Source organism: Shewanella frigidimarina, assembly GCF_003797125.1.
Lineage (GTDB): Bacteria > Pseudomonadota > Gammaproteobacteria > Enterobacterales > Shewanellaceae > Shewanella > Shewanella frigidimarina.
Map to the genome: position 1 here is coordinate 245,992 of NZ_RKKE01000002.1, position 26,359 is coordinate 272,350.

At 42.2% G+C, this 26,359-nt stretch carries 24 protein-coding genes; 1 reads left to right on the forward strand and 23 read right to left on the reverse strand.

Going from position 1 to position 26,359, the window contains the following annotated elements; translation table 11 throughout:
* Positions 1-205: 205 nt before the first annotated feature.
* The 16 genes from EGC86_RS06100 to metA all read right to left on the reverse strand — a co-directional run bounded on the left by EGC86_RS06100 (position 206) and on the right by metA (position 18,532).
* Positions 206-1,012, reverse strand: coding sequence for an alpha/beta fold hydrolase (locus tag EGC86_RS06100; RefSeq protein ID WP_123776966.1), 807 nt, complete (start codon positions 1,010-1,012; stop codon positions 206-208).
* Positions 1,013-1,038: 26 nt separating this feature from the next.
* A complete protein-coding gene (locus tag EGC86_RS06105; RefSeq protein WP_041413484.1) occupies positions 1,039-1,404 on the reverse strand; it encodes a hypothetical protein in 366 nt (121 codons plus the stop codon).
* Positions 1,405-1,562: 158 nt separating this feature from the next.
* Positions 1,563-3,155: an ABC-F family ATPase gene (locus tag EGC86_RS06110; RefSeq protein ID WP_081430125.1), complete on the reverse strand. Its 1,593-nt coding sequence runs from the start codon at positions 3,153-3,155 to the stop codon at positions 1,563-1,565.
* Positions 3,156-3,583: 428 nt separating this feature from the next.
* Complete coding sequence (locus tag EGC86_RS06115) at positions 3,584-4,534, reverse strand: hypothetical protein (protein WP_123776967.1); 951 nt, start codon at positions 4,532-4,534, stop codon at positions 3,584-3,586.
* A 487-nt stretch (positions 4,535-5,021) separates the two neighbouring features.
* On the reverse strand, positions 5,022-5,942 hold the full coding sequence (locus EGC86_RS06120; RefSeq protein WP_123776968.1) for a M14 family metallopeptidase: 921 nt from the start codon (positions 5,940-5,942) through the stop codon (positions 5,022-5,024).
* Positions 5,943-6,043: 101 nt separating this feature from the next.
* Entirely contained in the window at positions 6,044-6,988 is a 945-nt protein-coding gene (locus tag EGC86_RS06125) for a DMT family transporter (RefSeq protein WP_123776969.1), read from the reverse strand.
* Positions 6,989-6,995: 7 nt separating this feature from the next.
* Positions 6,996-7,202: a hypothetical protein gene (locus EGC86_RS06130; RefSeq protein WP_011636819.1), complete on the reverse strand. Its 207-nt coding sequence runs from the start codon at positions 7,200-7,202 to the stop codon at positions 6,996-6,998.
* Positions 7,203-7,403: 201 nt separating this feature from the next.
* The gene (locus tag EGC86_RS06135; RefSeq protein WP_011636818.1) at positions 7,404-8,162 is read right to left on the reverse strand and encodes an SDR family oxidoreductase; all 759 of its coding nucleotides are present in this window, start codon (positions 8,160-8,162) and stop codon (positions 7,404-7,406) included.
* Positions 8,163-8,174: 12 nt separating this feature from the next.
* Positions 8,175-9,074 (reverse strand): 3-hydroxyisobutyrate dehydrogenase, encoded by a 900-nt coding sequence (gene mmsB, locus EGC86_RS06140; RefSeq protein WP_123776970.1) that lies wholly within the window; start codon positions 9,072-9,074, stop codon positions 8,175-8,177.
* Positions 9,075-9,088: 14 nt separating this feature from the next.
* Positions 9,089-10,207 carry an enoyl-CoA hydratase/isomerase family protein gene (locus EGC86_RS06145; RefSeq protein ID WP_123776971.1) on the reverse strand — a complete coding sequence of 373 codons (1,119 nt, stop codon included), beginning with the start codon at positions 10,205-10,207 and terminating at the stop codon, positions 9,089-9,091.
* Positions 10,207-10,989 (reverse strand): enoyl-CoA hydratase, encoded by a 783-nt coding sequence (locus tag EGC86_RS06150; RefSeq protein WP_102037659.1) that lies wholly within the window; start codon positions 10,987-10,989, stop codon positions 10,207-10,209. Before EGC86_RS06150 ends, EGC86_RS06145 begins: the two co-directional genes overlap by 1 nt.
* Before the next feature lie 50 nt (positions 10,990-11,039).
* Positions 11,040-12,197, reverse strand: a complete 1,158-nt coding sequence (locus EGC86_RS06155; protein ID WP_123776972.1) for an acyl-CoA dehydrogenase family protein — start codon at positions 12,195-12,197, stop codon at positions 11,040-11,042.
* 165 nt (positions 12,198-12,362) lie between these two features.
* On the reverse strand, positions 12,363-13,856 hold the full coding sequence (locus EGC86_RS06160; protein ID WP_011636813.1) for a CoA-acylating methylmalonate-semialdehyde dehydrogenase: 1,494 nt from the start codon (positions 13,854-13,856) through the stop codon (positions 12,363-12,365).
* Between the two features lie 166 nt (positions 13,857-14,022).
* Positions 14,023-15,213, reverse strand: coding sequence for a thiolase family protein (locus EGC86_RS06165; RefSeq protein WP_123776973.1), 1,191 nt, complete (start codon positions 15,211-15,213; stop codon positions 14,023-14,025).
* Positions 15,214-15,524: 311 nt separating this feature from the next.
* Positions 15,525-17,492, reverse strand: a complete 1,968-nt coding sequence (locus EGC86_RS06170; protein ID WP_123776974.1) for a GGDEF domain-containing protein — start codon at positions 17,490-17,492, stop codon at positions 15,525-15,527.
* Between the two features lie 95 nt (positions 17,493-17,587).
* Positions 17,588-18,532, reverse strand: a complete 945-nt coding sequence (metA, locus tag EGC86_RS06175; protein ID WP_011636810.1) for a homoserine O-acetyltransferase MetA — start codon at positions 18,530-18,532, stop codon at positions 17,588-17,590.
* 361 nt (positions 18,533-18,893) lie between these two features.
* On the opposite strand from metA, the gene EGC86_RS06180 reads away from it, so the two are divergent.
* Positions 18,894-19,637 (forward strand): SDR family NAD(P)-dependent oxidoreductase, encoded by a 744-nt coding sequence (locus tag EGC86_RS06180; RefSeq protein ID WP_123776975.1) that lies wholly within the window; start codon positions 18,894-18,896, stop codon positions 19,635-19,637.
* A 79-nt stretch (positions 19,638-19,716) separates the two neighbouring features.
* On the opposite strand, the gene ompW is transcribed toward EGC86_RS06180, so the two are convergent.
* The 7 genes from ompW to phhA form a co-directional block, all read right to left on the reverse strand.
* Positions 19,717-20,364 carry an outer membrane protein OmpW gene (gene ompW / locus EGC86_RS06185; RefSeq protein ID WP_123776976.1) on the reverse strand — a complete coding sequence of 216 codons (648 nt, stop codon included), beginning with the start codon at positions 20,362-20,364 and terminating at the stop codon, positions 19,717-19,719.
* A 246-nt stretch (positions 20,365-20,610) separates the two neighbouring features.
* Complete coding sequence (locus EGC86_RS06190) at positions 20,611-21,291, reverse strand: nucleotidyltransferase family protein (protein ID WP_049763527.1); 681 nt, start codon at positions 21,289-21,291, stop codon at positions 20,611-20,613.
* Positions 21,278-21,928 (reverse strand): maleylacetoacetate isomerase, encoded by a 651-nt coding sequence (gene maiA, locus EGC86_RS06195; protein WP_102037635.1) that lies wholly within the window; start codon positions 21,926-21,928, stop codon positions 21,278-21,280. Before maiA ends, EGC86_RS06190 begins: the two co-directional genes overlap by 14 nt.
* Before the next feature lie 98 nt (positions 21,929-22,026).
* Positions 22,027-23,013 (reverse strand): fumarylacetoacetate hydrolase family protein, encoded by a 987-nt coding sequence (locus EGC86_RS06200; RefSeq protein ID WP_123776977.1) that lies wholly within the window; start codon positions 23,011-23,013, stop codon positions 22,027-22,029.
* A gap of 237 nt (positions 23,014-23,250) precedes the next feature.
* A complete protein-coding gene (tyrR, locus tag EGC86_RS06205) occupies positions 23,251-24,789 on the reverse strand; it encodes a transcriptional regulator TyrR (RefSeq protein ID WP_101086681.1) in 1,539 nt (512 codons plus the stop codon).
* Between the two features lie 162 nt (positions 24,790-24,951).
* Positions 24,952-25,290 carry a 4a-hydroxytetrahydrobiopterin dehydratase gene (locus tag EGC86_RS06210; protein ID WP_123776978.1) on the reverse strand — a complete coding sequence of 113 codons (339 nt, stop codon included), beginning with the start codon at positions 25,288-25,290 and terminating at the stop codon, positions 24,952-24,954.
* A gap of 74 nt (positions 25,291-25,364) precedes the next feature.
* Entirely contained in the window at positions 25,365-26,162 is a 798-nt protein-coding gene (phhA, locus tag EGC86_RS06215; RefSeq protein WP_123776979.1) for a phenylalanine 4-monooxygenase, read from the reverse strand.
* Positions 26,163-26,359: the final 197 nt, after the last annotated feature.

The window sequence follows — 26,359 nt, forward strand, 5'->3', positions numbered from 1 at the left end:
ACTCAGATCTAGCTCACAGCTAATTTAGTTTCTTTTAATTTGATAATGCTTTAAATACATATAATTGAGTAGTTACTATCTTTTCTCCTGCTTGAACCCAATGCAATCTGCATCTGAGACGATGAAATTAAGTGAATGAATTTAGCGTGTAAAGTTTCCGCGATAAAACCAACTGAAAACGACTCTTCTCGCTATCGATAACGATTTATAAACGAAGACAAAACTCGCTGATCAATTCAGGCCATTCATTGACTTCATCTACTGAGTCAGCAATGTGTAAAGTCGAATTGGGTAATGTTTGGTGCAATTCAATGGCGGTTTCAACCGGATGGGCCTTATCGCCATGCCAGGCTAAAATAAGCGTTGGCATTGTCAATCCGATAAGCAGCTGCTTATTTGGTAAATCATTAAGGGATGCGGCACGAAACAACTGATCAAGAGTTTGGCGAGTCATCTGTTTTAACCCATCGAGCATTCCTAGCACGCTGTGCTCATGACCATTAATCAGCCAATGGGGAAGTAACTTATCCCAATGTTTAGCACTTATTTTAGCTAAACCTTTACCACCAAAAATGCGCGCTGCTTTTGCCATTTTATGATATTCATCCACTTGTGCCGCCCGTGCATGCCATGCGTTTGGTGGATTCATTAAAATCAATCCTTTTACCATGCCTGGATGCTTCAACGCTGCATATAAGCTTGTGGCACTGCCCATTGATTGGCCACCTAAAATAAGCTCTGACGTTGCTTTACAATGCGTCGCTACACTTATCATGTCATTGGCCAGTTCTGGCCATAAATAGTCTTCTACGCACTTACCGGCAGAAGACAAACCATGACCAACTGCGTCATAACGAATCAGCTGCAATTTTTTAGGAAATCGATGCCAAGCATATAAACCAATCGCATCTTCACTTTGAATACAGCCTGTTGAACCATGAGCCCAAATAAGAGTTTGTCCTTTACCGCTGATGGAACAATTAAACTGATTAATATTAAATTGCTCTGTCATGATGTTGGGCTCCCTTAATGAGTCACTTATCCTTTTACTATTTCAATCAATCTATTAATAAATAATTTAATGGCATCTGTGGTATCAAATCGAAAGGCTAAACCGTAGTGAATTTCATTTAAGCCTTTGTTTTGACGGGTTGGGAATCGGGTCATTTGGGCATTGTGATAGTAATCATATTTAGCGTGTACCCCGTCAATGGTAGCCAGTTCAGTCGAAAACACTTCAAATGCCGGACGAATAATCAGTAATGGCGTTTTTCCTTCTACATGCAAATAAACAGGCTCTTTTAACTCAGGCAGCATGTATTCGGTGACATTCTTAATATTAAAATTAGTACGACATTTCAAATCATTCAAGGTTGATGCGACTTGCTCATGGGTGATGCTCATAAAATAGATGCCTGTTGTAGGTAATACCATTGATTTATATCAATAGAGTATATGGCTTAGCAGGGTAAATAAAAACAAAAAGCCCCGAACTTTTGTTCAGGGCTAATGGTGTTAATACGTAGCTATTGGGTATAACGGTTATTCGCAGTAAATGAAAATTACGCGTCGATACCTTTACTTGCCAAAAATTCGTCGTAAGAGCCTTTGAAATCATTAATGCCGGTTTCAGTGATTTCAATAATACGTGTGGCCAAAGATGAAACGAATGCACGGTCATGTGAGACAAACATTAAGGTGCCTTCGTATTTTTCAAGCGCATTGTTTAATGACTCAATAGATTCCATATCCATGTGGTTGGTTGGCTCATCGAGTAACAAAATGTTGGCTTTTTGCATGATAAGTTTACCGAAATACATACGGCCTTTCTCACCACCAGACAACACTTTAACTGACTTTTTAATGTCATCTGCACCAAACAACATACGACCTAAAATGCCGCGAACGGATTGATCATCGTCATTTTCTTTGCGCCATTGACTCATCCATTCGAACAAAGTCATGTCATTAGCAAAATCTGCTTCATGATCCTGTGCGTAGTAACCAATATTGGCATTTTCAGACCAGTTAATCGTTCCTTCGTCTTGTGGAATATCATGAACTAAAGTGCGTAATAAAGTCGTTTTACCAATACCGTTCTGACCCAAGATAGCAATTCGCTCACCCACTTCAACCATTAGGTTAAGCTTGCTAAATAATGGTTTGTCGTAACCTTTGGCTAAATTTTCAACCACAAGTGCATTACGGAACAATTTCTTTTCTTGTTCGAAACGAATAAATGGGTTTACCCGGCTCGATGCTTTGATGTCATCAAGCTTAATTTTATCAATTTGCTTAGCGCGTGATGTAGCTTGTTTAGCTTTAGATGCGTTGGCAGAGAAACGTGCTACGAACGTTTGTAATTCAGCTATTTGCGCTTTTTTCTTGGCGTTGTCACTCATTAAACGTTCACGTGATTGCTGTGCAGCCATCATGTATTCGTCGTAGTTGCCAGGGAACACTCGTAGTTCACCGTAATCTAAGTCAGCCATGTGAGTACACACTGAGTTTAAGAAATAACGGTCATGCGAAATAATAATCATGGTGCTGTTACGTTGGTTCAACATGTCTTGTAACCATCGAATAGTATCGATGTCCAAGTTGTTGGTAGGTTCATCAAGTAACAGTAAATCTGGGTTTGAGAATAATGCTTGCGCCAATAACACCCGCAATTTAAAGCCTGGTGCAATCTCACTCATTAAACCGAAATGTTGTTCAATGGCAATGCCCACGCCTAAAAGTAAGTCACCTGCGCGAGATTCAGCAGTGTAACCGTCCATTTCAGCAAATTCCATCTCAAGCTCAGAGACTTTGATTCCGTCTTCTTCACTCATTTCAGGTAAAGAATAAATACGATCACGCTCTTGCTTGACCTCCCACAACTCTTTGTGGCCCATGATCACGGTGTCAACGACTGAAAAACTTTCGTAGGCAAACTGATCCTGGTTTAATTTACCCATGCGTTCGTTAACATCTATAGAGACGTTACCGCTTGATGGCTCTAAATCACCGGCAAGGATTTTCATAAAGGTGGATTTACCACAACCATTCGCGCCAATTAAACCGTAGCGATTACCGCCACCAAATTTTACTGAGAGATTTTCAAACAGTGGCTTAGCGCCAAACTGCATCGTGATGTTAGCTGTTGTAATCAAAATGAAATTCCAAATCGTGTTGTGTGTTAAAGCCCATATCAAATTGTAGTCTACTTGCTCGAGTTGACGTCTATATGACTCAAGCGAACAAAAATGATATTGAAACTGGCATACGGCAGAGCCGAGGTAAATACGAAGCGCGACAGTGTAAGGATTTTTGGCCTAATTATCAACCTAGCAATAAAGAATAGGCTATACAAATTCAATCGACTTTTATGATAATGCTTCGATGTGAACCGGTATGAGATCATCTATGTGAATGTTGTAATGGCAATAAAGTGATGGCCTACCTTTAACGCCGAAAACTAAATCTGGCTTTCGGCGCCGGCAATAACTTTTCTGTTTTTAACATTAACTTGGGCTAAGGAATCGAATGAACACGCCAAAATGTGCCATTTGGGCCTATTCCATAACAAACTTGTCAATTGTTATACTCTGGCAGGTTCTACAATTTCATCTAAGTGAGTTTCTGCTTGGGTAAAACAGTTCTGTAGAATCTTTTTAGATGGATAAACACCCATAGCACTCTCGATAACCTGCTTTTCAAAATCGATAATAATCGGAATAAGATTGCTTGCTTTGGATATTTTACGTTTTCTCAACTTTTTCAATGCGGTGATTTCTGCAGCTGTTGGCGAGCTATCGAAGGTAAAGTAAAGATAATGAATCGTATTTTGCGATTTCATGGCGAGCATTTTTTTCAGCCCTAGCAATCTATTAAATAAGTCATCATTTTGTGCTTGAACTTGTTCAATCGAGACCTTATTCATATCGAATACCGATATCGAAATAACATTATTAAAATACTTTTTCGCCACAATAAACTCGAGACCTTGTACTTTGGATTTATCGTCTTGCTCAAGCACTGATGCAGCTAACTCAACAAACTCATTGCTATTAACTAAGATATCTTTTAATCGTTCTCGGCCTGTGGGCAACGAGCTAAAATATGACGCTTTTTTCTGCATATTACGTCTAACGTAAAGCGCTAATGCTCCACAAAGAACTAAACAAACTATTTTACCGCCTATGCGATGCCAAAAATCAAGATATGGCGCTTCAGGAAGCACCATGCCAGCTTCCAAAGTCAGCCCTGTCACTTGCAAAGGAGTGAGGTCTATATACGCGTCTTGTTGTGGCAGCATGCCAGCAAACCGACCGTCATAATTCCACAGGGGGATAAATAGTATTTCAACTGATTTATAAATATAACCAATATCAACATAATCCCCATCAACGGTTTGAAAACGTTCATCATCTGGCAATTCCACTACAGGGACAATATTTTCGCCACCAAATGAAATTAAGCCTGCTTTAGCGTGTGCAGCATTAGGGGCAATAACGAGAAGAAATAGACATAGAAACAGAGTATTTTTCATTTTAATCCTTTATGAATAAAAAATATGCGATTGGTATTTAATACCAATCAATAACAAAAAGTAAATTATGGATTTACGTATGCGCAGTTAGTCTTGTATTGATTCCTTTCGACTAACAATTCAGGGTTATTATACCCGAATATATTCTGCGGTCGACAACAGTGGTCTAAGTCTCTACTTTTAATCTCTGTTAAAAATGGAGGAGGCTACCATTTGAGGTCAGACTTAACTCGTTACAAAATGGGCATGAGCACAACTGTTCTAAGCTAACAAGCATCAACACCAAAGCGACATGCTGCTAGAAAATTTAAATGCTGTAGGGCTAAGATGGTAAATAAAGGCAGGACACTTAATGAGAGTGGTAGCGAGTATTCACCCCCGCTACCACTCAAAATGCAGTTATAGATGAGGGCGCAGATTGCGCCCTAACACTGAGATGTAAAACGTTTTATAGAAATATCGCTATCACTCTAGCCGCATAAGCGTTTTACAGTTCTAAATAAGCCACTATGTAATCTAATCCACCATTAATGGCAGCGACTTGAGCATCGTTACATTCTTGTGCTGTCACGTGTGGACTGTCTGGATAAACCTCAGTAGTGGTATTGAAGTGATTGTCAGTAATCCCGGCACATAAACTGAGTTTTTTAACCGGGTAATTAATCACCCCAAATTGCTCTATCGGCACTTCAATTAATTGTCCATTGTCGTCAGGCGCAATGTGAGTCACTTTAGCCACAGAATCAATCACTGCTTTTTGGAAGGCTGGAGTTGGGTTATCACTGTCGCCGACTAAATAGAAACCATCAGGGATAATGCCTTTATCGTATTCAATGCCATCACGTGCAGACAGCAAAGGTCTAAACTCTAACTCATCAGTGTCGGTGGTTTCATGTAAATCGATATGGGCATATACATCTCCCAAACTTGCCACAAATGCCATCAGCGCGGCAGACTCTTCTGCAGGACTATTAGCATAAAAAGAGCGATTAGGATCGATGGCTTTAGGATTCCAACGGTTAACGGTCTCATAACCCCACGGGCTAACACACGGCGCGATGGCCACATTAAAATACTGAGTATAATCCTGTGCTTTAGTGGCTAAAAACTGAATAGCACCATGTACGCCGCTCGTTTCATAACCATGTACTCCACCAGTCACCAGAATGATTTTTTTATTGCTATCCCATTGCTGAGATTTAAAAGCAAACAGTGGATATTTATCAGCGTCATAAGATAATGCGCCGTATTGTACCTGTTCAAACGGACCATTAATCTGAGCCAGTTTACTCACCACTTCATCTTGATATGAGCGCTTTATGGCAACTTGTGCCAACCATTGTGCTTTGTCTGCGTCGGTCCATTTTTGACCTGGTGTACCAATTGGATACGGTGTTGAATTGCTCATATAACCTCGTTAATCGTTTATTTTATTGAGTTATGTATGTGTAAGTCACTTGATTTTAACTGATGTTTATTGCTCAACTATTTGTTTACTTATATGCCGTTTTACTGGCTAACTGGATGGGATTTAGCAAAAATAACCAATGCAATCCCAATAAAAATAATGCCCGCCGATACACTAAGATGAAAACTGATCACTTCATCTAAAAAGAGAATACCGCCCACGGCGGCAATCACAGGTACCGTTAATTGTAAAACCGCAGCATGGGTTGATGTGAGTCCGCGCAATGCTTGATACCACAACGCATAACCAATACCCGATGCCATTGCACCCGATAACACTGCTAACAATATGCCTTTAGCAGACAATACTTTTACTTGTGATATTGAGACTAATTGTGTCGCTGAGGTTAATTGAGGCAGGAGCCACACCACCAATATCATCACCACAACCAAAGGTAGGCTGCGAATAAAGTTATAACCTGTATCAAATAATGGGTTAACTGACTTTTTACCTAACAAAGTATACCCGCCCCAAGCACAACCGCTGATCGCCATTAATACTAATCCGGTCATCGAAGGCGCGCTTACGCCAGGTAATACTAAATAAGCAAATCCACTGAATGCCAATAATGCGCCTATCCACTCAAGTAGCGTTAACCGCTGGCCTTGAAAATAGCTAATTAACATCATGCTAATTTGCACTGCGGCAAACAAAATTAGTGCTCCGGTCGCGGTATCAAGTAACACATAGGCGTATGAAAAAGTCACCGCGTAGATAAACAACAATGCCCCTGCAAACATGCTGCCACGGCTAGTAGAGTTACTCACTGTGGTTTTAGTACTTCGCAACAGCATTAACAACCACAATACCAACGCACCTGCGATTAAACGAATAGCAGTAAAACTACTGGGATCGATGAGTGCCGGAGTTTGTTGAGTCGATAACGCCATGCGACACAAAACTGAATTGGCAGCAAATGCGACCAAGGCAATTAAGGTATACAAAGCGATAGAAAACCTTGATAAAAATGCGGATAAGCTAGACATAACAGAGTTACTTAGTCGATTTTTTGAAACTAAATTTATGAGTAAACCACTGTATTACAGCCACTTGCTGTACGTGGGTTAAACCAAAGTAAACACAAATCCACGGTGAAAGGAGTAAAAACCACGGTAGCGCAGCAGTTGAGCGACCTGAAAATAATAAATACAAAAATCCGCCATAGATAATAATCACGCCCAGAATGCCTACAATTAGCATGATTTTTTTTAGCAGGTATTCTAACTTCGCCACGTCATTAATCCTTAAAAGTAAAAAAGCCACGCCGAGCATAAGCTCGGCGTGACAACATCATAACAAACTGAATGCAGGGAATACCAATCACATTCATTATATGAAAGTGCTCAACGCGTTACATTGCGCTGAGCGAACAGATAATGAGCAAAAGGATCACTCTATCGCTTATAAGCGAATACCACCGTCAATTTCAAATACACGACCGTTAACGTAATCGTTTTCGATAATAAATCGCACCGTTGCAGCCACTTCTTCTGGCTGACCTAAGCGCCCTACTGGGACCATTTTTTCTAAACGCTCTAATGCTTCTGGTTTCATTGCTGCGGTCATTTCGGTAGCAATAACTCCTGGAGCAACTGCTGCGCTGCGAATATTATGGCGAGCTAACTCTTTTGCCCAACCAACCGACATAGCCGCAACGCCCGCTTTAGACGCTGAATAATTAGATTGTCCCATGTTACCGGCTTTAGCAACGCTAGAGATATTGATAATAACCCCAGCTTGCTTGGTTTCAATCATCGCTGCTGCGGCTTCGCGACCACATAAAAAGGTGCCCGTTAAATTAACATTGATAACAGATTGGAACTGCTGATATGACATGCGGTCAGTCACTACGCCATCTTTGGCTTTAATCATTAGCCCATCACGTAAAATACCGGCATTGTTAATTAATACATTCACTTTGCCAAAGTCTTCAACGATAAATTTAAAGCCAGAGACCACATCTTCTTCATCGGTAATGTCTAACGCATAACCTTGAACTTCAGTTACAGAACCTAAATCAGCACAAGCTTGTTCAAGTTTAGCCTGATCAACATCGATAAGCGCCAATTTAGCACCTTGGGCAGCTAAATCATGCGCCATAGCTAAACCTAACCCACCTGCTCCGCCAGTAATGACGACAACCTTATCTTTTAATTCCATCAACTGAATCCTTTATTTTTTCTTTGAAAATTGTTCAAAAATACTCGAAAAATCGCGACGACCATGGCCTTGGCGAGCATGATTAACATATAAGCTACGAGCCAAGGACCCCATAGGTGTACTTGAATTAGAGGCGACTGCCGCTTCTTGCGACAACCCTAAATCTTTAACCATCAAGTCAACCATAAAACCACCTTGGTAATCTTTTGACGACGGCACATTTTCCATCACATCTGGGCATGGATTGTACTTTTCTAACGTCCAGTTACCGCCGCTACTGACTTTCATGATATCAGACAACACTTTAGGATCTAAACCATTATCCAAACCAAGTTGTAACGATTCGCTAGTACCCACCATCAACACAGACAACAGCATGTTATTACAAATCTTTGCTATTTGACCTGCACCTACTGCACCGGCGTGAAATATATTGCCACCCATAACCGTTAATACCGTTTGGGCTTGTTGATAGGCGGCTTCACTACCACCACAAATAAAGGTTAAGGTTCCGGCTGCTGCGCCTGCTGTACCGCCAGATACTGGCGCATCCATAAATTCGATGCCCTTTTCAGCGGCTTTTGCCCCAACTAAACGGGCGCTGTCGGCATCAATGGTTGAGCAATCTATCAATAATGCCTGTTTAGACACGACATCTAACAAACCTTTATTATTGTCATCGCCTAGGTACAAGCTGCGTACATGCTTGCCTGCTGGCAGCATGGTAATCACAAAATCTGCAGAAGCCGCGGCGCCGCATGCGGTTTTAGCGCTGAGTGCACCTTGTGCTGTTAACGCTTCGACTGCTGTAGGATTTAAGTCAAACACTGTGACTGTCATACCCGCTTTAATTAAATTGGCCGCCATTGGGCCACCCATGTTACCTAAACCAATAAATGCTACTGTTGCCATGTCGTTAATCCTTTTTAAGTAAAGTCTGCTAATGGGTGTTTATCTTCAGCCCAAGGCGAGGTAACCAATTGAGTCACTTTATTCGCATCCACTGCGTCTACATCTGCAAATAACCATTTAGGTTGACGATCTTTATCAATCAATAAGGCGCGAACACCTTCGCAAAAATCACCCATAGAGCAGCAATTGACGCTCACACCTAACTCCCACTTAAAGCAGTCTGCCAAACTCATTTCGGTGCCAAGTGCTGCCTGAGCAAAAATTAAATGCCAGCTTATTGAGCTACCTGCTAAGGCGGTTTTTTGTGCTCGTTTTAGCCAATACAGATCAGTATTTAATGTCGATAATTGATGATGCACATCAAGGATGTCACCCGCCATCAACAAATCGATTTGTGCTTGGAATTGTTGCAGTGGGCTAACAGATAATGCCGCTAAATGCGGCTGACTCATATTGCTCAACAATCCGCTTAGCAGTTGATGATTTTGCTCACTATTTTGACTCCAAGCGAGTTCAGCCATGGCATTGAATAGTGGCTCTTTTTCATCGCTATTAAGAATGTGATTTCCTAAACCAACATACAGCGCATCTGCACAGTTCATGTTGTAAGCGGTTAAGCCTAAAAATAATCCTGTCTTACCTGGCATACGGTTTAAAAAGTAGCTGCCGCCAACGTCTGGATATAAACCAATGGTCACCTCTGGCATTGCAATACGGCTTCGCTCCGTAACAACACGATGACTGCCGCCCGCCATTAACCCAAGTCCACCGCCCATAACAATACCATCACCCCATACTAAAACGGGTTTGCCGAATTGATGCAGTAAATAATCAAGTTGGTATTCTTGGGTAAAAAACTCACAAGCTTCTGTGGTGATGTTGTTTGGGTTGGCGACAGATGCATGGTAAATAGCGCGCACATCGCCGCCAGCACAAAAGGCTTTTTCGCCGGCGCCATCTAACACAACACACGCAATGCTGTCGTCTTGTTGCCACTTGGTGAGTTGTGCCTGCATTGCTGCAACCATGTCGAGGGTTAATGCATTTAGTGCTTTTTCAATATTCAGAGTTACCATGCCAATAGATTGACCTGATAACGTGCCTTGGGTTTGAAATATTACATCTTGAGTCATTAGCAGTTCTTCCAGTTTGGAGTGCGTTTTTGTAAAAAGGCATTCACACCTTCAGCCTGATCTTCGGTATCAAATAAGTCCACAAACATTTCGCGCTCAAACGGCAATGCTTGAGCCCGCGGCATAGTTCGTCCGGCTTGAATAAGGGTTTTACATACGCTGACACTGCTAGGTGATTGCTTAGCCACTTTAGCGGCTAATGCCACTGCAGCATCTAAGACTTGACCTTGTCCTACGACTTCTTCAACAAGGCCTATTTTCTCCGCTTTGGCGGCATCAATACGTTCGCCACATAAAATCATCCGTTTTGCCCAACCTTCCCCCACTAAAGCCGTTAGGTTTTGGGTGCCACCAGCACAAGGTAGTAACCCCACTGAGGCCTCTGGCAATGCCATTTGGGCTTGCGCTTCTGCAATACGTAGATCGCAGGCTAATGCCACTTCTAACCCGCCACCCATGGCATAACCATTAATGGCCGCAATCGAAACACCTCTAAATGCACTTAATGCTTCAAACGCTTCACCGAAATGTTTTGCCATGGAGGCTGCATTTTGTTTATCGCCGTCGGCAAACAAATTCAAATCAGCGCCTGCTGAGAAAAACTTGTCACCTTGACCGGTAATCACAAGGGCATAAACGTCCTTGTTTTGATTCAGTTCAAGTACTGTGTGTTTCAGTGCTTGCAAGCTGTCTGCTGTCCAGGTGTTTGCTGGCGGATTGTTCAAGGTCAAAATGGCCGTGTGGCCGACTATATGTTTAAGAATCGCAGGGTGTGCAGTCATAATGCTATGTCCTTATGCTAGAGCTAGTGAGTCACGAGTGGATCAGCTAATTACAGGATTGGATGAGCATCGCTAGCGAGCAAACGACGAGCAATAATCAGGCGCATAATTTCATTAGTGCCTTCTAAAATCTGGTGCACGCGCACATCTCTGAAATGGCGTTCTAGCGGATATTCACGGATATAACCGTAACCACCGTGAATTTGCAGTGCACCGTCACACACTTGGAAACCTACATCGGTCGCAAAACGTTTCGCCATGGCACAATAAGCGCTGGCTTCTGGGTCTTGGGTGTCTAATTTAAACGCCGCTAAACGTACCATTTGACGAGCAGCAACCAATTCTGTTGCCATGTCAGCCAGTTTGAACTGCAATGCTTGGAATGCCGCTAGCGGTTTACCAAATTGCTTACGCTCATTCATGTATTCAGTTGCACGAGTTAGTGCAGCTTGCGCCGTACCTATTGAACAGGTAGCAATATTAATACGTCCGCCGTCTAGACCTTTCATCGCAAAGGTAAAACCTTGGCCTTCTTCGCCAAGTAAGTTAGCGGCAGGCACGCGCACGTTTTCAAAACTAATTAATCTTGTTGGCTGTGCGTTCCAGCCCATTTTATCTTCAGCTTTACCGTAAGTTACGCCTACTGTATCTGCTGGTACGGCAATAGCAGAAATCCCTTTAGGGCCTGCTTCACCTGTGCGGCACATCACCACTAAAAGCTCGGTTTCACCCGCACCAGAGATAAACATTTTTGAACCGGTGATCAAGTAATCATCACCATCACGCACAGCTTTGGTTTGCAATGAAGCGGCATCACTGCCTGCACCAGGTTCTGTTAAACAGTAAGAGGCTAATAACTGCCCTGTGGTTAAGCCTTCTGACCACTGCTTACGTAAGGTTTCAGTGCCCCACGTAGTCACCATCCAAGTGGCCATATTATGAATGGTTAGCATTGCTGTGGTGGCTGTACAACCATGGGCTAATTCTTCAAAAATAATCGAAGAATCTAACCGAGATAAGCCCATACCGCCTTCTGATTCTGGCGAGTACAAAGAACAGAACCCCAGCTCACCAGCTTTTTGAATCACGTCTTTAGGAAAGTGATGTTCTTCGTCCCACTTGGCGGCGAATGGCGCGAGTTCTTCGGCAGAAAATTGACGGGCTAAATCAGCAAACTGACGCTGATCTTCGTTTAAATTAAAATCCATGCTGGACTCCTAATATTGTCTTGGATGACTCTTGGGTCATTTATTGCCTTAGCCGCATACCGCTTTAAGCAGTTAACTCATTACTAGGTGCAATGGGAGGTAAGGTGGTCTTGTTGTTTAGCGAAAAATATTGCCGTGACGGCGTCACGGCAATAAATATCATTCCTATTTAAGATCAATACTCATGTTAGGACCGCTAACGGCTTCTGAGTCAAACCAACGAGTGGTGATGGTTTTGGTTTCAGTGCAAAAACGCACAGCTTGTTTACCATAAGCATGTTGGTCGCCATAAAAACTGCCTTTCCAACCGGTAAATGAGAAGAAAGGTAAAGGCACAGGAATAGGTACGTTAATCCCCACTTGACCCACTTCAATTTCATGCTGGTATTTACGCGCGGCGCCGCCTGATGCGGTAAAGATTGAGGTACCGTTTCCGTATGGGCTGTTGTTAACCAGTTCGATAGCATCGTCTAAGTTATCCGCTTCCATACAACACAATACTGGGCCAAATATTTCTTCTTTGTAAATGCTCATGTCGGTGGTGACATTGGTAAACATGGTTGGGCCAACCCAGTTACCCGACTCGTAACCTGCAACGGTGAAATCGGTTCCATCGAGTAAGCAATCAGCACCTTCAGCTTTACCTTGAGCAATCAGTTTTAGTACACGCTCTTTTGCTGCTGGACTGATAACTGGACCGTAAGCAGCTTCTTTGTCATCCCATAAACCAGGACGAACTTTAGCTAACGCTTCTTTTAATTCAGGGATCCACTCTTTAGCTTTACCGACAAAAATAGCGACTGAAATCGCCATACAACGCTGACCAGCCGCACCAACAGAGGCACCAACCATGTTATTGATCACTTGCTGCTTGTTCGCATCAGGCATGATCACGCAATGGTTTTTAGCTCCTGCAAACGCTTGCACACGCTTTAGATTGTCGGTACCGGTTTTGTAAATGTATTGACCAACCCCCACAGAACCAACAAACGAAATCGCTTTAATGGCTGGGTCTCTTAGCAAGATGTCTACTGCTGTTTTGTCGCCATGAATAAGTTGCAACACGCCTTTTGGCGCGCCTGCTTCAACAAACAATTCAACTAAACGCTGTGGCGTCATAGGATCTTGTTCTGACGGCTTTAAAATAAACGTGTTACCGCAAGCAATCGATAACGGGAACATCCATAGCGGGATCATTGCAGGGAAGTTGAATGGGGTAATACCCGCACACACACCTAATGGTTGAGTGTAGCTATAGGTATCGATATTTCGAGCGACGTTTTCAACAGTTTCACCCATCATTAACGACGCAACACCACAAGCATGTTCAGCTACTTCAATGCCGCGCCATACATCGCCTTTAGCATCTTCAAATGTTTTACCGGTTTCTTGCGCCAAAATGGTCGCCAGTTCGTCGTGATGCTCTTTGAGTAAATGTTGGTAACGCAACATGACGCGCGCACGTTCAGACACAGGGACTTCTTTCCACGTTTTAAACGCTTCTTTAGCACTGTGAATGGCCTGCTCAACTTCAGCAGTGGTAGCGCAGTTAATTTTAGCAATAACGCTATTATTGGCTGGGTTGGTCACATCAATATTGCGATCTCCGCTGCCATAAGTGAATTCGCCATCAATATAATGCTTAACTTGTGTGATCATGTTGTTTTCCTCGATCCTTGGACATCTTATGAGTGAATAACATCACTCGTATTGAGTTACTGCACGGGTGACGCGATTTGTTGTGTTTGTCAGTCGCACGAATTAAGTGGCTGCGTGTACATCTACCTGTGCGGTGGTCTTGTCGAACTTAACTTGTATTGTCTATTTACGCTTCAATCGCCATTGCTGTGGCTTCGCCGCCACCAATGCATAACGATGCCACACCGCGCTTAAGGCCGCGTGCTTTTAAGGCATAAATCAATGTGACTAACAAACGCGCTCCAGAACAACCAATTGGGTGTCCCATTGCACATGCACCGCCATTAACGTTGACCTTGCTGGCATCTAAGTTCAGCTCAGAAATTGCTAACATGGTGACCATGGCAAACGCTTCGTTAATTTCGTATAAATCGACGTCATCTTTGTTCCACTGCACTTTATCGAACAGCTTTTGCATCGCGCCAACGGGTGCGGTGGTGAACATTGACGGTTCTTGTGAATGAGTGGTGTGGCCTTTAATGGTCGCTAATACGCTTAAGCCCAATTGCTGTGCTTTTTCGCGTGTCATTAACATTAATGCTGCAGCGCCGTCCGAAATTGAACTTGAGTTGGCCGCAGTAATCGTACCGTCTTTGGTAAATGCAGGGCGCAATGTCGGGATTTTTTCAGGACGAGCGTTACCAGGTTGTTCATCTATCTCAACCGTCACGTCGCCACGGCGCGTACTAATGGTTACTGGCACGACTTCATCTTTAAATGCGCCAGAGTTAATCGCTGCATTGGCTTTTTCGAGCGAACCTAATGCAAATGCATCCATTTGCTCACGAGTTAAACCAAAGTCATCAGCGGTTTTTTGAGCAAATGTGCCCATTGCGCCACCAGTGTAAGCATCTTCAAGGCCATCTAAAAACATGTGGTCCATGACTTTGCCGTGGCCCATGCGCATACCGCTGCGTGCTTTGTCGAGTAAATATGGTGCTTGGCTCATGCTTTCCATGCCACCCGCAACCACAACTTGGCTGCTGCCCGCTTTAATTAAATCGTGCGCTAACATGACGGTTTTCATACCAGAACCACAGACTTTATTGACTGTTGTTGCGCCAACGCCTAACGGTAAACCGGCACCTAGCGTTGCTTGGCGAGCAGGCGCTTGGCCTAAACCGGCAGGCAATACACAACCCATCAATACTTCGTCAACAGCATCTACACTGATCCCCGTTTGGGCGATAAGACCTTTGATCGCGGTGGCTGCTAATACTGGAGAAGCTACCTCAGACAATGCTCCTTGAAACCCACCCATTGGTGTACGTTTCGCGGCAACAATAACGATATCTTGACCTGTTTGCTCTGTACTCATAACCACTCCAATTTACTGCGCTTGAAAAATTAACATCAACAATATGGATATCACTTTGACGTTGACGCGAACGTAAAGCAAGTAAAAAATGGTCTAAATGCTGATGTTAATTGATTGGAATTGTCAGTGAAGATTTACAGTTTAAAAATGTCACGTTTATATTTGGTGTAAGGCATTGTTTTTATGATATATATCGACATCTATTTATCAATAACATGATTACTGCGGAGTGATTTATTCAGTGTAAAACTTTAGTCTAAGTAGAAAGTTGCCGTAGTGCCCCAATAAACTAGATAGGCACTTAGGGAGGGTTAATGATCGACAACCACTACTTGATTGCGGCCGTTGTCTTTTGCTTGATATAAGCCTAAATCGGCTTGCTTAATAATGTCGACAAGCTCATGAGTTTGCGGGGTTAACATAGCGACAGACACACTGATAGTGAAATTCATTTTAACATCGTTAAACACAAACTGGTTTGACTCAATACTGGTTCGCAATCGTTCGGCTATTTCAACGGCTTGTGCTTGCTCTGTATCAGGTAAAATAATTAAAAACTCTTCGCCACCGATGCGACCTAAAATATCGTTTTTCTTGAGCCAATTGCGTGCTCGTCTACCACACGCTTTTATGGCTAAATCGCCAATATCATGACCATAATGGTCATTAATGGCTTTAAAGTTATCGATATCGAACATAATAACGGCTAGTGATCGATTATGTTTTTTAGCCTGATAAAAGCGCTTTTTACCCTGTTCAAAGGTATGACGTCTATTTGCAATACCCGTCAAATAATCAGTTTGAGAGCGGCGTTTAAATTGTCGGCGAGATTGCCACAAGAAAATGACCACCACCAATAACACCAATGCAATTAGCACTGCGATTGCCATTGATAAGTTAGTAATTTTTTGAGAATCAATTTCGGCCTCTAAATTCAGCTTATTGATTGCCAATTGCTTTTCGAGCAGACGATTATTGAACTCAGCCACGGTAAGATTATGGTCTAATGATGAATTAACCACATCATTATTAATAATATTAGCAAAGTTCTTTTTTTGTAAATCGATGGTATCCAAAAGCTTATTCATACCAAGATTACTCGACCCATTGGCGTAATCAATAATGGCAGCAATCATCAATTTCAGTTCATTGGAATGGCCGTCATAAGTCGCCGAACCAGAAAATATTTCAGCATACTTAAAAGCTTTATTTGGTTGTTGTTGGCGAAAATAACTCAATGCCAACCATGCATGCGTGGCGTCGACAAAGTATTTTTCTTGGGTTGTATCTTGCACCGCTAATGCTCGTAAAAAATGATCAATACCTTCTTGAAATAAACCTTGAGCCCAACAGCTAATACCAGTATTAAATTGATAGAAAAAATCAAAGTCAGCAAACTCTGGCGATTGTTCAACCAACTGCTGCATTTGGGCTAAATGGGCTTTATTTTCCACCCACATGGCCAATTTAATCGATTCACCCACCATGTTATGCAACATATTAAACATGTCTTGTTTATCTTGGGCTTGCTCCCAAAAGCCATAAGCTTTGTTAAAATATTCATAGGCTTTACGGTTTAAACCATTGTCACGATAGATAGCTGCGGTGGCATTAAATATCATCGCTTGGCGGCTCAGTCCTAATTGATGCTGTTGTGCTAACGCTAATGCTTCATTTAACCTTTTCAGACCTTCGCCAAAATCACTTGGTTTATTATAACAATACGCGCTTTGAGCTAACACTTCGGCCAAGATATCAACGTTTCCAAGCTGACGGGCTAATGTAATCGCCACTTCACGATCTGGGCAATAAACTTGGGTGTCGTTAGTTTGAAGGTAAAGTATGAATGAGCGTTCGAGATAGCTTTTGACGAGTTCTTGACTAAGAGGATGTGGTGTAAGTAAGTTAATTGCCTGAGTATAACTGTCAATTGCCGCGACAAGATCACTGTTAACTTCTTGCTCTATTGCTAGCAAATGCAACAACTGGCCTTGCTGTTCAATCGGCCATTGAGCACTTTGTTGTAGCTGTTGTTTTAAAAAGTCAATTCGTTGTTGTGGTAAGTTTAATGTGGCTAACTGTTGTTTGATATCAGTAATTGTTGCGCTATCACTATTGTTGCTAACGATATTGTCGCTAACAGTACTATCACTAACATTGGCGCCATTCATTTTAGTGTCATTTGCATTAGCGTCACTAAAAACATCACTGGCCCCCCAAGACGTTAGCGGCCAGCTCACTGCACACACCAATAATATCATCAACTTGGTTTTAACCATTTAACCTCGACCTTACAATAAAAACATCTAAGTTTAACAATAGCTTTTATCGAAACGAAGTCAACGTTAAAACGCTGGTGAAACTATATTCAAATTTACTTTTTACTTTCCCATGGTGTTTTAGCATTCATATCAGACAAGTCATATGGCGTTAGCTGATAAACATAATAATTGAGCCAATTACTGACTAATAAGCTGCCATGACTATGCCAACGAACAATAGTATCTTGTGTGGGGTCATCTTGACGGTAATAATTTTGTGGAATATCTGGATTGAGGCCTTCACCAACATCGCGCACATATTCTTCATTCAGTGTGTCTTTTTGGTACTCTGGGTGTCCCATAACAAACACATTATGATTATCACGACTCAGCACAATATACGCGCCAGCCTCGTCTGATTCAGCCAGTACTTCTAAATCTGGATGTTGACGAATTTGTTCAATATCCATTTCTGCAAATCGTGAGTGCGGTGCAAAAAACTCATCATCAAAACCACGCAATAGTGGGTGTGGGTCGCTGGTTCTACGATGATTAAATACACCTGAACGTTTATTCGCTAATAACTGACGATGTAAATCATAAAGATGATACAAACCGGCATGAGCTGCCCAGCATAGAAACAGCACCGAAGTGACATGTTGTTGTGACCAGTCAATAATTTCGCGAATGTGGTCCCAATACACCACATCTTTAAAATCAATTTGCCCTAACGGCGCGCCAGTAATAATCAAACCATCGTAATTGTTATTTCTGATGTCTTCAAAATCACGATAAAAGGTATTCATGTGATCCACTGATGTATGCTTTGATTCTTTATCATGAATGCGTAATAAATCGACCCCAACTTGCAAGGGCGTATTGCCCAGTAATCGCAATAACTGGGTTTCTGTTTCGATTTTATTAGGCATTAGATTCAAGATTAATACCCGCATTGGACGAATGTCCTGATTAGCAGCTCGGGTTTCAGACATCACAAAGATATTTTCTGACTCTAAAATACCTGCTGCAGGCAGGTTATCTGGAATTCGAACCGGCATACGTCTCACCTTTAGATTAATTAAATACATGTACCTGATTAACCAACGTTCGGTTAACCAACCAGCCTTTTCACAATAACGTTAATGTCTGTTATGTCACAGTTTCAACATTCAGTTTTTTGCTGAAAACCGTGGCCATCATCGAATGGCTACTGTCGCTTGCAAACATCATTAGCATGCTCACCCAGTCTACAACGCGGCAGAATGGCTTATTGTTAACGTTAATAGCGGTCAATCTGTTAGATAACCATCATACACTCGGATGGCTAGAAGTCTACACGTCTTAAGTTGAATTTTTTTCTTACTTGTTATCAACTGATGTTATTTCTATTATGAGTCATTATTTTTGATGAGATGAATCATGTCTACAGCGACAGCGATGATTATTGGTGCCAGCTCGCAGCTGAGCCAAGCATTAGCCAGACAGTTATCTGCACAGCAAGTTTCGCTAGTGCTTTTTGTTAACGACCCTGAATCACTTAACGAGTTTAGTCAAAGTCTGCCAGGTGAAGTGAGTGTTTATCCGTTAGCGATTGATCAACCTGATACGCTAATTACACAGCTTAATACTGCTTGGACCAAACATAATGGCGCCCATTTGGTGATTGTTAATACTGGTGTCAATGACTACGACCCTTCCCTGCCTTGGGCAATTGATAAGCTCGCCATCGATATTAACGTTATGGGATTTGCTGCTGCCAATAACTGTATTTTTAAATTAATGTGCGATCAAGGTTATGGCCAACTAGCCGCCATTAACTCAATAGCCGGTCAACGTGGAGGCCCTAATGTGGCTTATCATGCCTCCAAAGCCTTTGCTGAAAATTACCTGCAAGGCTTGAGTATGCATGCGCAACGATTAAAGCTGCCTATTACCATTAGTGATATTCAATTAGGGTTATTTGATAAAGCCGTTCATTTGAATACACAACTGCTCCTGTCGCCTATCGATAAAGTGGCTAAACAAATCATCACGGCATTACAAAAAGGCAAACGGCGAGTTTATGTCACTAAACGCTGGCGTGTTGTCGCTTGGATAAATCGTTTATTACCAGAGTACATTTACAATACCCGCCATTGGAAACCGCGTAAAAAGTCTCAATAAACGCCATCAACAAAAACAGGAACCCGCAGGTTCCTGTTTGTCATATGCTTGTTTCTTCTCTAACGTATTTTACGCTAGCTTAAAAAGTATAACCGATGCTGACCATGTAAACCCAAGGATCAATGTCGGTATCAACCACAACATGGTCTGCCCCCATGTCAAAGCTCACATCCGTTGAAATTTGTGCGTACCAAACAGACGCGTTAACTAACCATTTTTTGTCAATTTGATAATCAAGACCAACTTGAGCTGCAACGCCCCAAGAGTTAGATAAGCTCAAATTATCTAAACCAAGATCTTTCGCTTCTTGAGTAAATTCACTGTCATAGAAGTTAGTAAAGTTAATCCCTAAACCAATGTAGGGACGTAAAGCAGACTGTGAATCTCCAAAGTAATATTGCGCTACCAGCGTTGGAGGCAATTGCTTTGAATCGGCTATTTTACCGAGTTCACCCAGTGACACATCGTGACTAAAAGGCGATGCGGCTAATAATTCAATGCCCAAATTATCAGTTAGCATATAACCAAAATTTAACCCTAATTGGACATCATTATCCACGCCAAATTCAACAATATTTGCGACTACTGGGCTTGACTCATTTGGAGCAACCATCGCAACACCAGCACGAACTATAATATCACCAGCTTGATGGGCCGCAGCACCAAATGAAAAACCAGCAGTTAATAAAGAAGCAACAACTAAACTTAGGGTAATTTTCTTATTCATTTTTTAACACTCCTTGGCAATGACAACTAGATGCAATTCTGTGCATCCTCAACATTTGCCGTTAACCTACTGAAGTTAATCGCTAACATCATTGATTTAGATCAACAAAACACCAGTACTACTATAGAGGTACCTAATTAGATGCTAGGCTGTTGATTTGGATCACAAAACGAGAGCGTATAGAGATGAAAGAGGTATTTAACAGTTAGGTTTTGTGAGGTTGATCAAGCGAATTTTTGATGATGACTATTCTGTAACCAATAGTTTGGAGTAATGTATTAACCATCCCTTTTGGGACACGCGATGATTAAAAATAGCCTTGTCACGCTTTGGATTTGGACTTAACGACAAATCAAACAAACAGGATAACCCAAACACACTCGTCACCTGTAATTGAAACTCAGCGGATGTTAGGTCATCAATTGAAGCTAATTTCACTCCAATAGCCGTCTGTTTTTCTGGCCAAAATGACATGGCATCAGCACAAGAAATATAGGGCATATCACCATTTCTAAGGTGCATTCTGGCTTGATTTTTCACCGACCATGGCAGAGCTATCTGCTTAACGAGTAAAGCTTCAATCGCCTGGTCTTCTGCAGAAGATGGGTTGTTATCACGCCAGTAAATGACATCAATGTCGTTTAAGGGCTGTGAGGTCATGCTGTGCAAATTATCCCAAATCAAATTGCGTATAAAACCCGCGCTAATTAACCAGTCGGTGATCCCTTGTTGTTGCATCACTTTCTGGCACACCATTAACGCAGCCAGTCTGGTTTCATCTTGTTGCAACCACAGCCACAACAAAGACAATCGTTTAGCCTGTCCTTGTTGTAACTGATCAATGGCCACTTGATTTAACTGGGGCGGATTAAACTGGTGCTGATTAAACAAGGGCAGATTAAACAAAGTTTGATTATGTCGCGTCATGCTGTTGTTCTGGCGCAGCATCAACAAATGCAGGTAACTTATGGCACTCATCCCAAATTCTGACAATATTAGGATACGCAGCAAGCTCTAGATTAAAGCGTTTGGCATTATACACTTGCGGGATCAGACAAATATCGGCCAGCGAAGGAGTATCACCAAAACAGAAACGTCCAGAATATTGGCTTAACTGCTGTTCTAAAGCGGCAAAACCAAGGTGTATCCAATGGTGATACCAACGCATTTTATCTGCTTCTGATACGCCCATTTCGTTAACTAAATATTGTAATACTCGAAGATTATCTAAAGGATGAATTTCACATGCGATGGCTTGAGCCATGCTTCGAACAATGGCTCTATGCTCAATATTGCTTGGAAGTAACGGTTGCTGAGGGTGTTTTTCGTCGAGGTATTCCATAATCGCTAACGATTGCGATAAGTTAATCTCGCCTGACTCATTATTGTCGATAAACGTTGGCACAAGATCCGAGGGATTGAGTTGATGATAAGCCTCTGAGTGTTGCTCTCCGCCATTATTAACCAAATGAACTGAAATATGTTCTGCCGTTAACTGCTTTAAATTTAACGCAATACGAACCCGATATGCCGCACTTGAACGCCAATAGCCATAGAGTTTCATGTCAATTCCCTTACTTTTGTTTTATTCAGCCTAATAAAAAAGCAATAACGATTAACCGCTATTGCCTTTATATTTCGATTTACATCGCTTTCAAAATATTAAGCTTTGTATTCAACCACTTTTTGATCGATAGAACCAAAAATGCTCACACCGTTATCATCAAACATTTCAATGCGAACAGTGTCGCCAAAATGCATAAAGGGTGTTGAGGCTTTACCGTCGGCAATGATTTCAAGCATGCGCTTTTCCGCTAAACAGCTTGAACCTGCACTGCGATCGTAGTTAGAAATAGTACCAGAACCAATAATTGCACCTGCGCCTAATGGACGTGTTTTAGCCACGTGCTCTACTAACTGGCTAAAGTTAAACGTCATGTCGACGCCGGCATTCGGGCGACCAAATAGTTCACTGTTTAAATGAGTCACTAACGGCAAATGTACTTTGCTGTCTTGCCATTTATCGCCTAACTCGTCTGGGGTAATCGCAATGGGCGAAAATGCACTAGATGGCTTAGATTGGAAAAAGCCAAAGCCTTTGCCTAATTCACCAGGGATTAAGTTACGCAGTGATACGTCGTTAACTAACATCAATAATTTGATGTGCTTAGTTGCATCTTCACTGTTAACACCCATGGCAACATCATCAGTAACAATAGCGATTTCTGATTCGAAATCGATACCGTATTCTTCGCTGGCCATTTGAATATCCGCTTTAGGGGCGATAAAACTGTCAGAACCACCTTGATACACCAATGGATCAGTCCAAAACGATGCTGGCATTTCAGCGCCGCGCGCTTTGCGTACTAACTCAACATGATTAACATATGCGCTGCCATCAGCCCATTGATAGGCTCGTGGTAAAGGGGATAAACAACGTACTTCATCAAAATCTACTGCATTGTCCATCTGGCCGGCGTTTAGTGCTTCATACAACTCATTAAGTTGTGGGTATAACAAATCCCAAGCATCTAATAATTGCTGCATAGTATGGGCAATAGCGGGTACCGCGACTGTTTTGGTCAAATCTTTACTGACTAACATCAATTGGCCGTCGCGACGTCCGTTGTGATAACTTGCAAGTTTCATTACTGCTCCTAAATTCTGGGTGAGATCTGCGTCCTACTAGAGACAAGACTCTCAATCTAACCATAGAAATAACCGATCGAGACGGAAAATCCTATAGTAGGTACCAAATCACATTTTTGTGGTGCTAATCGTGATTTGTAAATTATTCGTTACAAAACATAAAAGGCCACGTCAGCACTGATTATCAGCGTCAAAATGACCAAAATGCCAGCACTTGGCTGGCATTAAATCGTTACATTACTTTTTCTTACTAATACTGTAATCACGCAACTTGTTAGCAATAGCGGTGTGAGACACACCTAACTTTTTGGCTAATTGGCGTGTACTTGGGTACGCGGGATATAACCGACGTAATAAACTGGCTTCATACTCTTTCATCGCCTCGTCTAACGTGCCCTCAAACTCTTCATCGAAATAACCAAATCCTTCGGCATATGAAGGTAATTTAAGTTGTTCAACAGTCAATTCTGTTGAGCCATCCCACATTGATACCGCTCTAAAAATTGCATTTTTCAATTGGCGCACATTACCCGGCCATGCGTAGGTAAATAGGTAATCGCGACAACTTGCCGATATACGCCTTAAGGGACTCGATAACTGCTGACTATAATGCTCTAAAAACATCTCAGTTAATGGAATCACATCCACACGACGCTCACGCAGTGATGGCATGTGATAACTTAAAACATGGATTCGATAATACAAATCTTCTCTAAACTCACCGGATTGGCAAAGTTCAGCCAAATGTTTTTGGGTTGAACAAATAATCCGCACATCGGCGCGTACTTCTTCATCGCCACCAATCCGTCTAAAAGTTCCGTCTTGTAATAAACGCAATAATTTAACTTGTGCGGTTTTAGACATCTCGGCAATTTCATCAAGAAACACCGTACCGCCTTTTGCTTCTTCAAATAGACCGCGTTTAACGACGGTGCCATTACTAACAAAGCCAAACAACTCTTCCTCTGCGACACTATCGGGCAAAGCCGCACAGTTTATCGCGATAAAAGGATGTTCACGGCGCATGCTGGCATCATGACTCGCACGGGCCATCAACTCTTTACCCGTTCCCGTTTCACCGGTGATAAGTAACGGTGCATCAAGTTGCGCCATACGCTTGGCTTGCTTGAGTATGTCTTTCATTTTGTCGCTGATAGCCAATACATTATCAAAACCAGTGGTTTGATTTTGCAGAGCGTTAAACTGTTTACCCACTCTAGCGGGTGATTTCAGCGAGATAACTGCACCCGCCAAAATAGTTTTTTCATCGTCATCGGGTAAGTAAATTGGCAGCATTTCAGCCAAATACTCGCTCGAGTTAATTTGAACTCGTGTGGCTTGCGCCAACACCGGTATTTCACTCATCCAACGAGCAAAGTTAAACCCTTGTACCCAATGATTAAGTGACTCGCCCACCACTTCATGTTCAGCCATACCAAGCGTCAATAATGCCGACTCATTGGCTATGCGGATCCGCCCTTTCGCGTCTGTTGAAAACACCGAATCGGGTAAGGTTTTAAGTAAGGTTTTTAGGGCGTAATGTTCTTGCTCTGACGGCATAAAAGATACGGTACGGACATCATGCACACTTTCGACTTTACGAATTTGTGGCATTAGCTCACGCAGGGTTTCGAAACTGATTTCTGCAAACTGCAAAAACAGGAAACCTTTATTACTGGCATCAATGGCAATTAAGTTAATACCATGTTTTTCAAGCACGACGAGGATGTCTTTCGCTAAACCCACGCGATCGATACAGCTGACTTCCAAACGCATAATGTAACGATTCCCTATTTATTAATGTTTTATTGCGGAAATTTGTGACAACGTTAGAGGGATATGGCTTCGGTGGCAAGTGAAGTTTACAGTAGAATTGTAACAGACAAATTGTTCAGCATATTACGTTAACGTAACATGCTGAAATCGATATGATAATATCTAGTCTAACAACTGGTCTGTCTTGGCAGCCATAATGAAATCGTTTTTGTGCAAACCTTTAATTGAATGCGACCACCAAGTGACGGTGACCTTACCCCATTCGGTCAATATACCTGGGTGATGAAATTCTGCTTCAGCTAAATCGGCCAGTTTATTGGTAAAGGCCATAGCCAATTTAAAATTCTTAAATTTATACACACGCTCTAACTGCATTATGCCGTCACGAACCTCTACTCCCCAGTCAGGGATCATCCCGATGAGCTCTGCCAGCTCTGCATCGGTTACTTTAGGTGCATCTGCTTGGCATGCTTCACACTTCATCTCGGTTAATGCGCTCATTTGTACTCCTTGGCTTAATTTAGTCATGTGTTACTTGCAGCGTGTTGAGCCAAATGCTCTGCTGCTCTTAATCGTTAACCCGCTTTGGCTTTTGGCTCAAATTTCGGTGCAAACAAACCGAGTTGCTGAGCTTGAGTCACCATACTCATAATGTCCATACGAGCAATTTCATCTAAGTAGTCAATATTTTCAATCACGTAATAAATCGGCTGCATAATATCAATTCGATAAGGTGTGCGCAGTACGTCGAGTAAATCAAACGGTTTACGCTCAGGTTTATCGCTTAATGCATACATGGTCTCACCGGGTGAACTTAAAATGCCACCACCATAAATTTGTAAGGGCTCATCTTTAGCCTGCACTAGGCCAAACTCAATGGTAAACCAATACAAACGCGCCAGGAACACCCGCTGCTCTTTGGTTGCGGCAAGGCCTAGCTGGCCGTACATATGCGAAAAGTTGGCAAACGATGGGTTAGTCAATAACGGACAATGGCCAAAGATTTCATGAAAAATGTCAGGCTCTTGCAGGTAATCGAACTCTTCTTTGCTGCGGATAAACGTAGCAACTGGAAACTCTTTATTGGCGAGTAACTCAAAAAAACGTCCAAAAGAAATTAATGCTGGTACTGCAGCAGTTTTCCAACCCGTAGCCGCTAAAAGGACCTTGTCGATGTCGGGTAATTGCGGGATACGATCAATCGACATCCCTAATGCATCTAAGCCATTAAGGTATGCAGGACATGCACGCCCGGGCATATTAGTAACTTGGCGTTGGTATAACTGTTGCCATAATTGATTCTCATGCTCTGAGTAATCAATGTAACCTTGGGCATCAGGTTGGTGTGCAATATATTTTGTTGCTGTACTCATAGGCTCCACTTTACGTCAACTTCACTCCCTACATAGTGTGCTAAGGTTGATGTTTTGTTAACTCCTTCACAGTTTATTGTCCTGCCATAATGTAGTGCTAATCGTAAACAAATAAATACAACCGTCATTTTATCACTCTCTATCAAGCTGTTTTCGAACCACTTTTGAATCTATTTTTAGGCAAGCTAACCAGTATT

Bases quoted from the DNA above. Each gene is read 5' to 3' on its own strand.
- EGC86_RS06100 (WP_123776966.1), bottom strand. From the start codon at position 1,012: ATGACAGAGCAATTTAATATTAATCAGTTTAATTGTTCCATCAGCGGT.
- EGC86_RS06105 (WP_041413484.1), bottom strand. From the start codon at position 1,404: ATGAGCATCACCCATGAGCAAGTCGCATCAACCTTGAATGATTTGAAA.
- EGC86_RS06115 (WP_123776967.1), bottom strand. From the start codon at position 4,534: ATGAAAAATACTCTGTTTCTATGTCTATTTCTTCTCGTTATTGCCCCT.
- EGC86_RS06120 (WP_123776968.1), bottom strand. From the start codon at position 5,942: ATGAGCAATTCAACACCGTATCCAATTGGTACACCAGGTCAAAAATGG.
- EGC86_RS06125 (WP_123776969.1), bottom strand. From the start codon at position 6,988: ATGTCTAGCTTATCCGCATTTTTATCAAGGTTTTCTATCGCTTTGTAT.
- EGC86_RS06130 (WP_011636819.1), bottom strand. From the start codon at position 7,202: ATGCTAATTGTAGGCATTCTGGGCGTGATTATTATCTATGGCGGATTT.
- EGC86_RS06135 (WP_011636818.1), bottom strand. From the start codon at position 8,162: ATGGAATTAAAAGATAAGGTTGTCGTCATTACTGGCGGAGCAGGTGGG.
- mmsB (WP_123776970.1), bottom strand. From the start codon at position 9,074: ATGGCAACAGTAGCATTTATTGGTTTAGGTAACATGGGTGGCCCAATG.
- EGC86_RS06145 (WP_123776971.1), bottom strand. From the start codon at position 10,207: ATGACTCAAGATGTAATATTTCAAACCCAAGGCACGTTATCAGGTCAA.
- EGC86_RS06150 (WP_102037659.1), bottom strand. From the start codon at position 10,989: ATGACTGCACACCCTGCGATTCTTAAACATATAGTCGGCCACACGGCC.
- EGC86_RS06155 (WP_123776972.1), bottom strand. From the start codon at position 12,197: ATGGATTTTAATTTAAACGAAGATCAGCGTCAGTTTGCTGATTTAGCC.
- EGC86_RS06160 (WP_011636813.1), bottom strand. From the start codon at position 13,856: ATGATCACACAAGTTAAGCATTATATTGATGGCGAATTCACTTATGGC.
- EGC86_RS06165 (WP_123776973.1), bottom strand. From the start codon at position 15,213: ATGAGTACAGAGCAAACAGGTCAAGATATCGTTATTGTTGCCGCGAAA.
- EGC86_RS06170 (WP_123776974.1), bottom strand. From the start codon at position 17,492: ATGGTTAAAACCAAGTTGATGATATTATTGGTGTGTGCAGTGAGCTGG.
- metA (WP_011636810.1), bottom strand. From the start codon at position 18,532: ATGCCGGTTCGAATTCCAGATAACCTGCCTGCAGCAGGTATTTTAGAG.
- EGC86_RS06180 (WP_123776975.1), top strand. From the start codon at position 18,894: ATGTCTACAGCGACAGCGATGATTATTGGTGCCAGCTCGCAGCTGAGC.
- ompW (WP_123776976.1), bottom strand. From the start codon at position 20,364: ATGAATAAGAAAATTACCCTAAGTTTAGTTGTTGCTTCTTTATTAACT.
- EGC86_RS06190 (WP_049763527.1), bottom strand. From the start codon at position 21,291: ATGACGCGACATAATCAAACTTTGTTTAATCTGCCCTTGTTTAATCAG.
- maiA (WP_102037635.1), bottom strand. From the start codon at position 21,928: ATGAAACTCTATGGCTATTGGCGTTCAAGTGCGGCATATCGGGTTCGT.
- EGC86_RS06200 (WP_123776977.1), bottom strand. From the start codon at position 23,013: ATGAAACTTGCAAGTTATCACAACGGACGTCGCGACGGCCAATTGATG.
- tyrR (WP_101086681.1), bottom strand. From the start codon at position 24,789: ATGCGTTTGGAAGTCAGCTGTATCGATCGCGTGGGTTTAGCGAAAGAC.
- EGC86_RS06210 (WP_123776978.1), bottom strand. From the start codon at position 25,290: ATGAGCGCATTAACCGAGATGAAGTGTGAAGCATGCCAAGCAGATGCA.
- phhA (WP_123776979.1), bottom strand. From the start codon at position 26,162: ATGAGTACAGCAACAAAATATATTGCACACCAACCTGATGCCCAAGGT.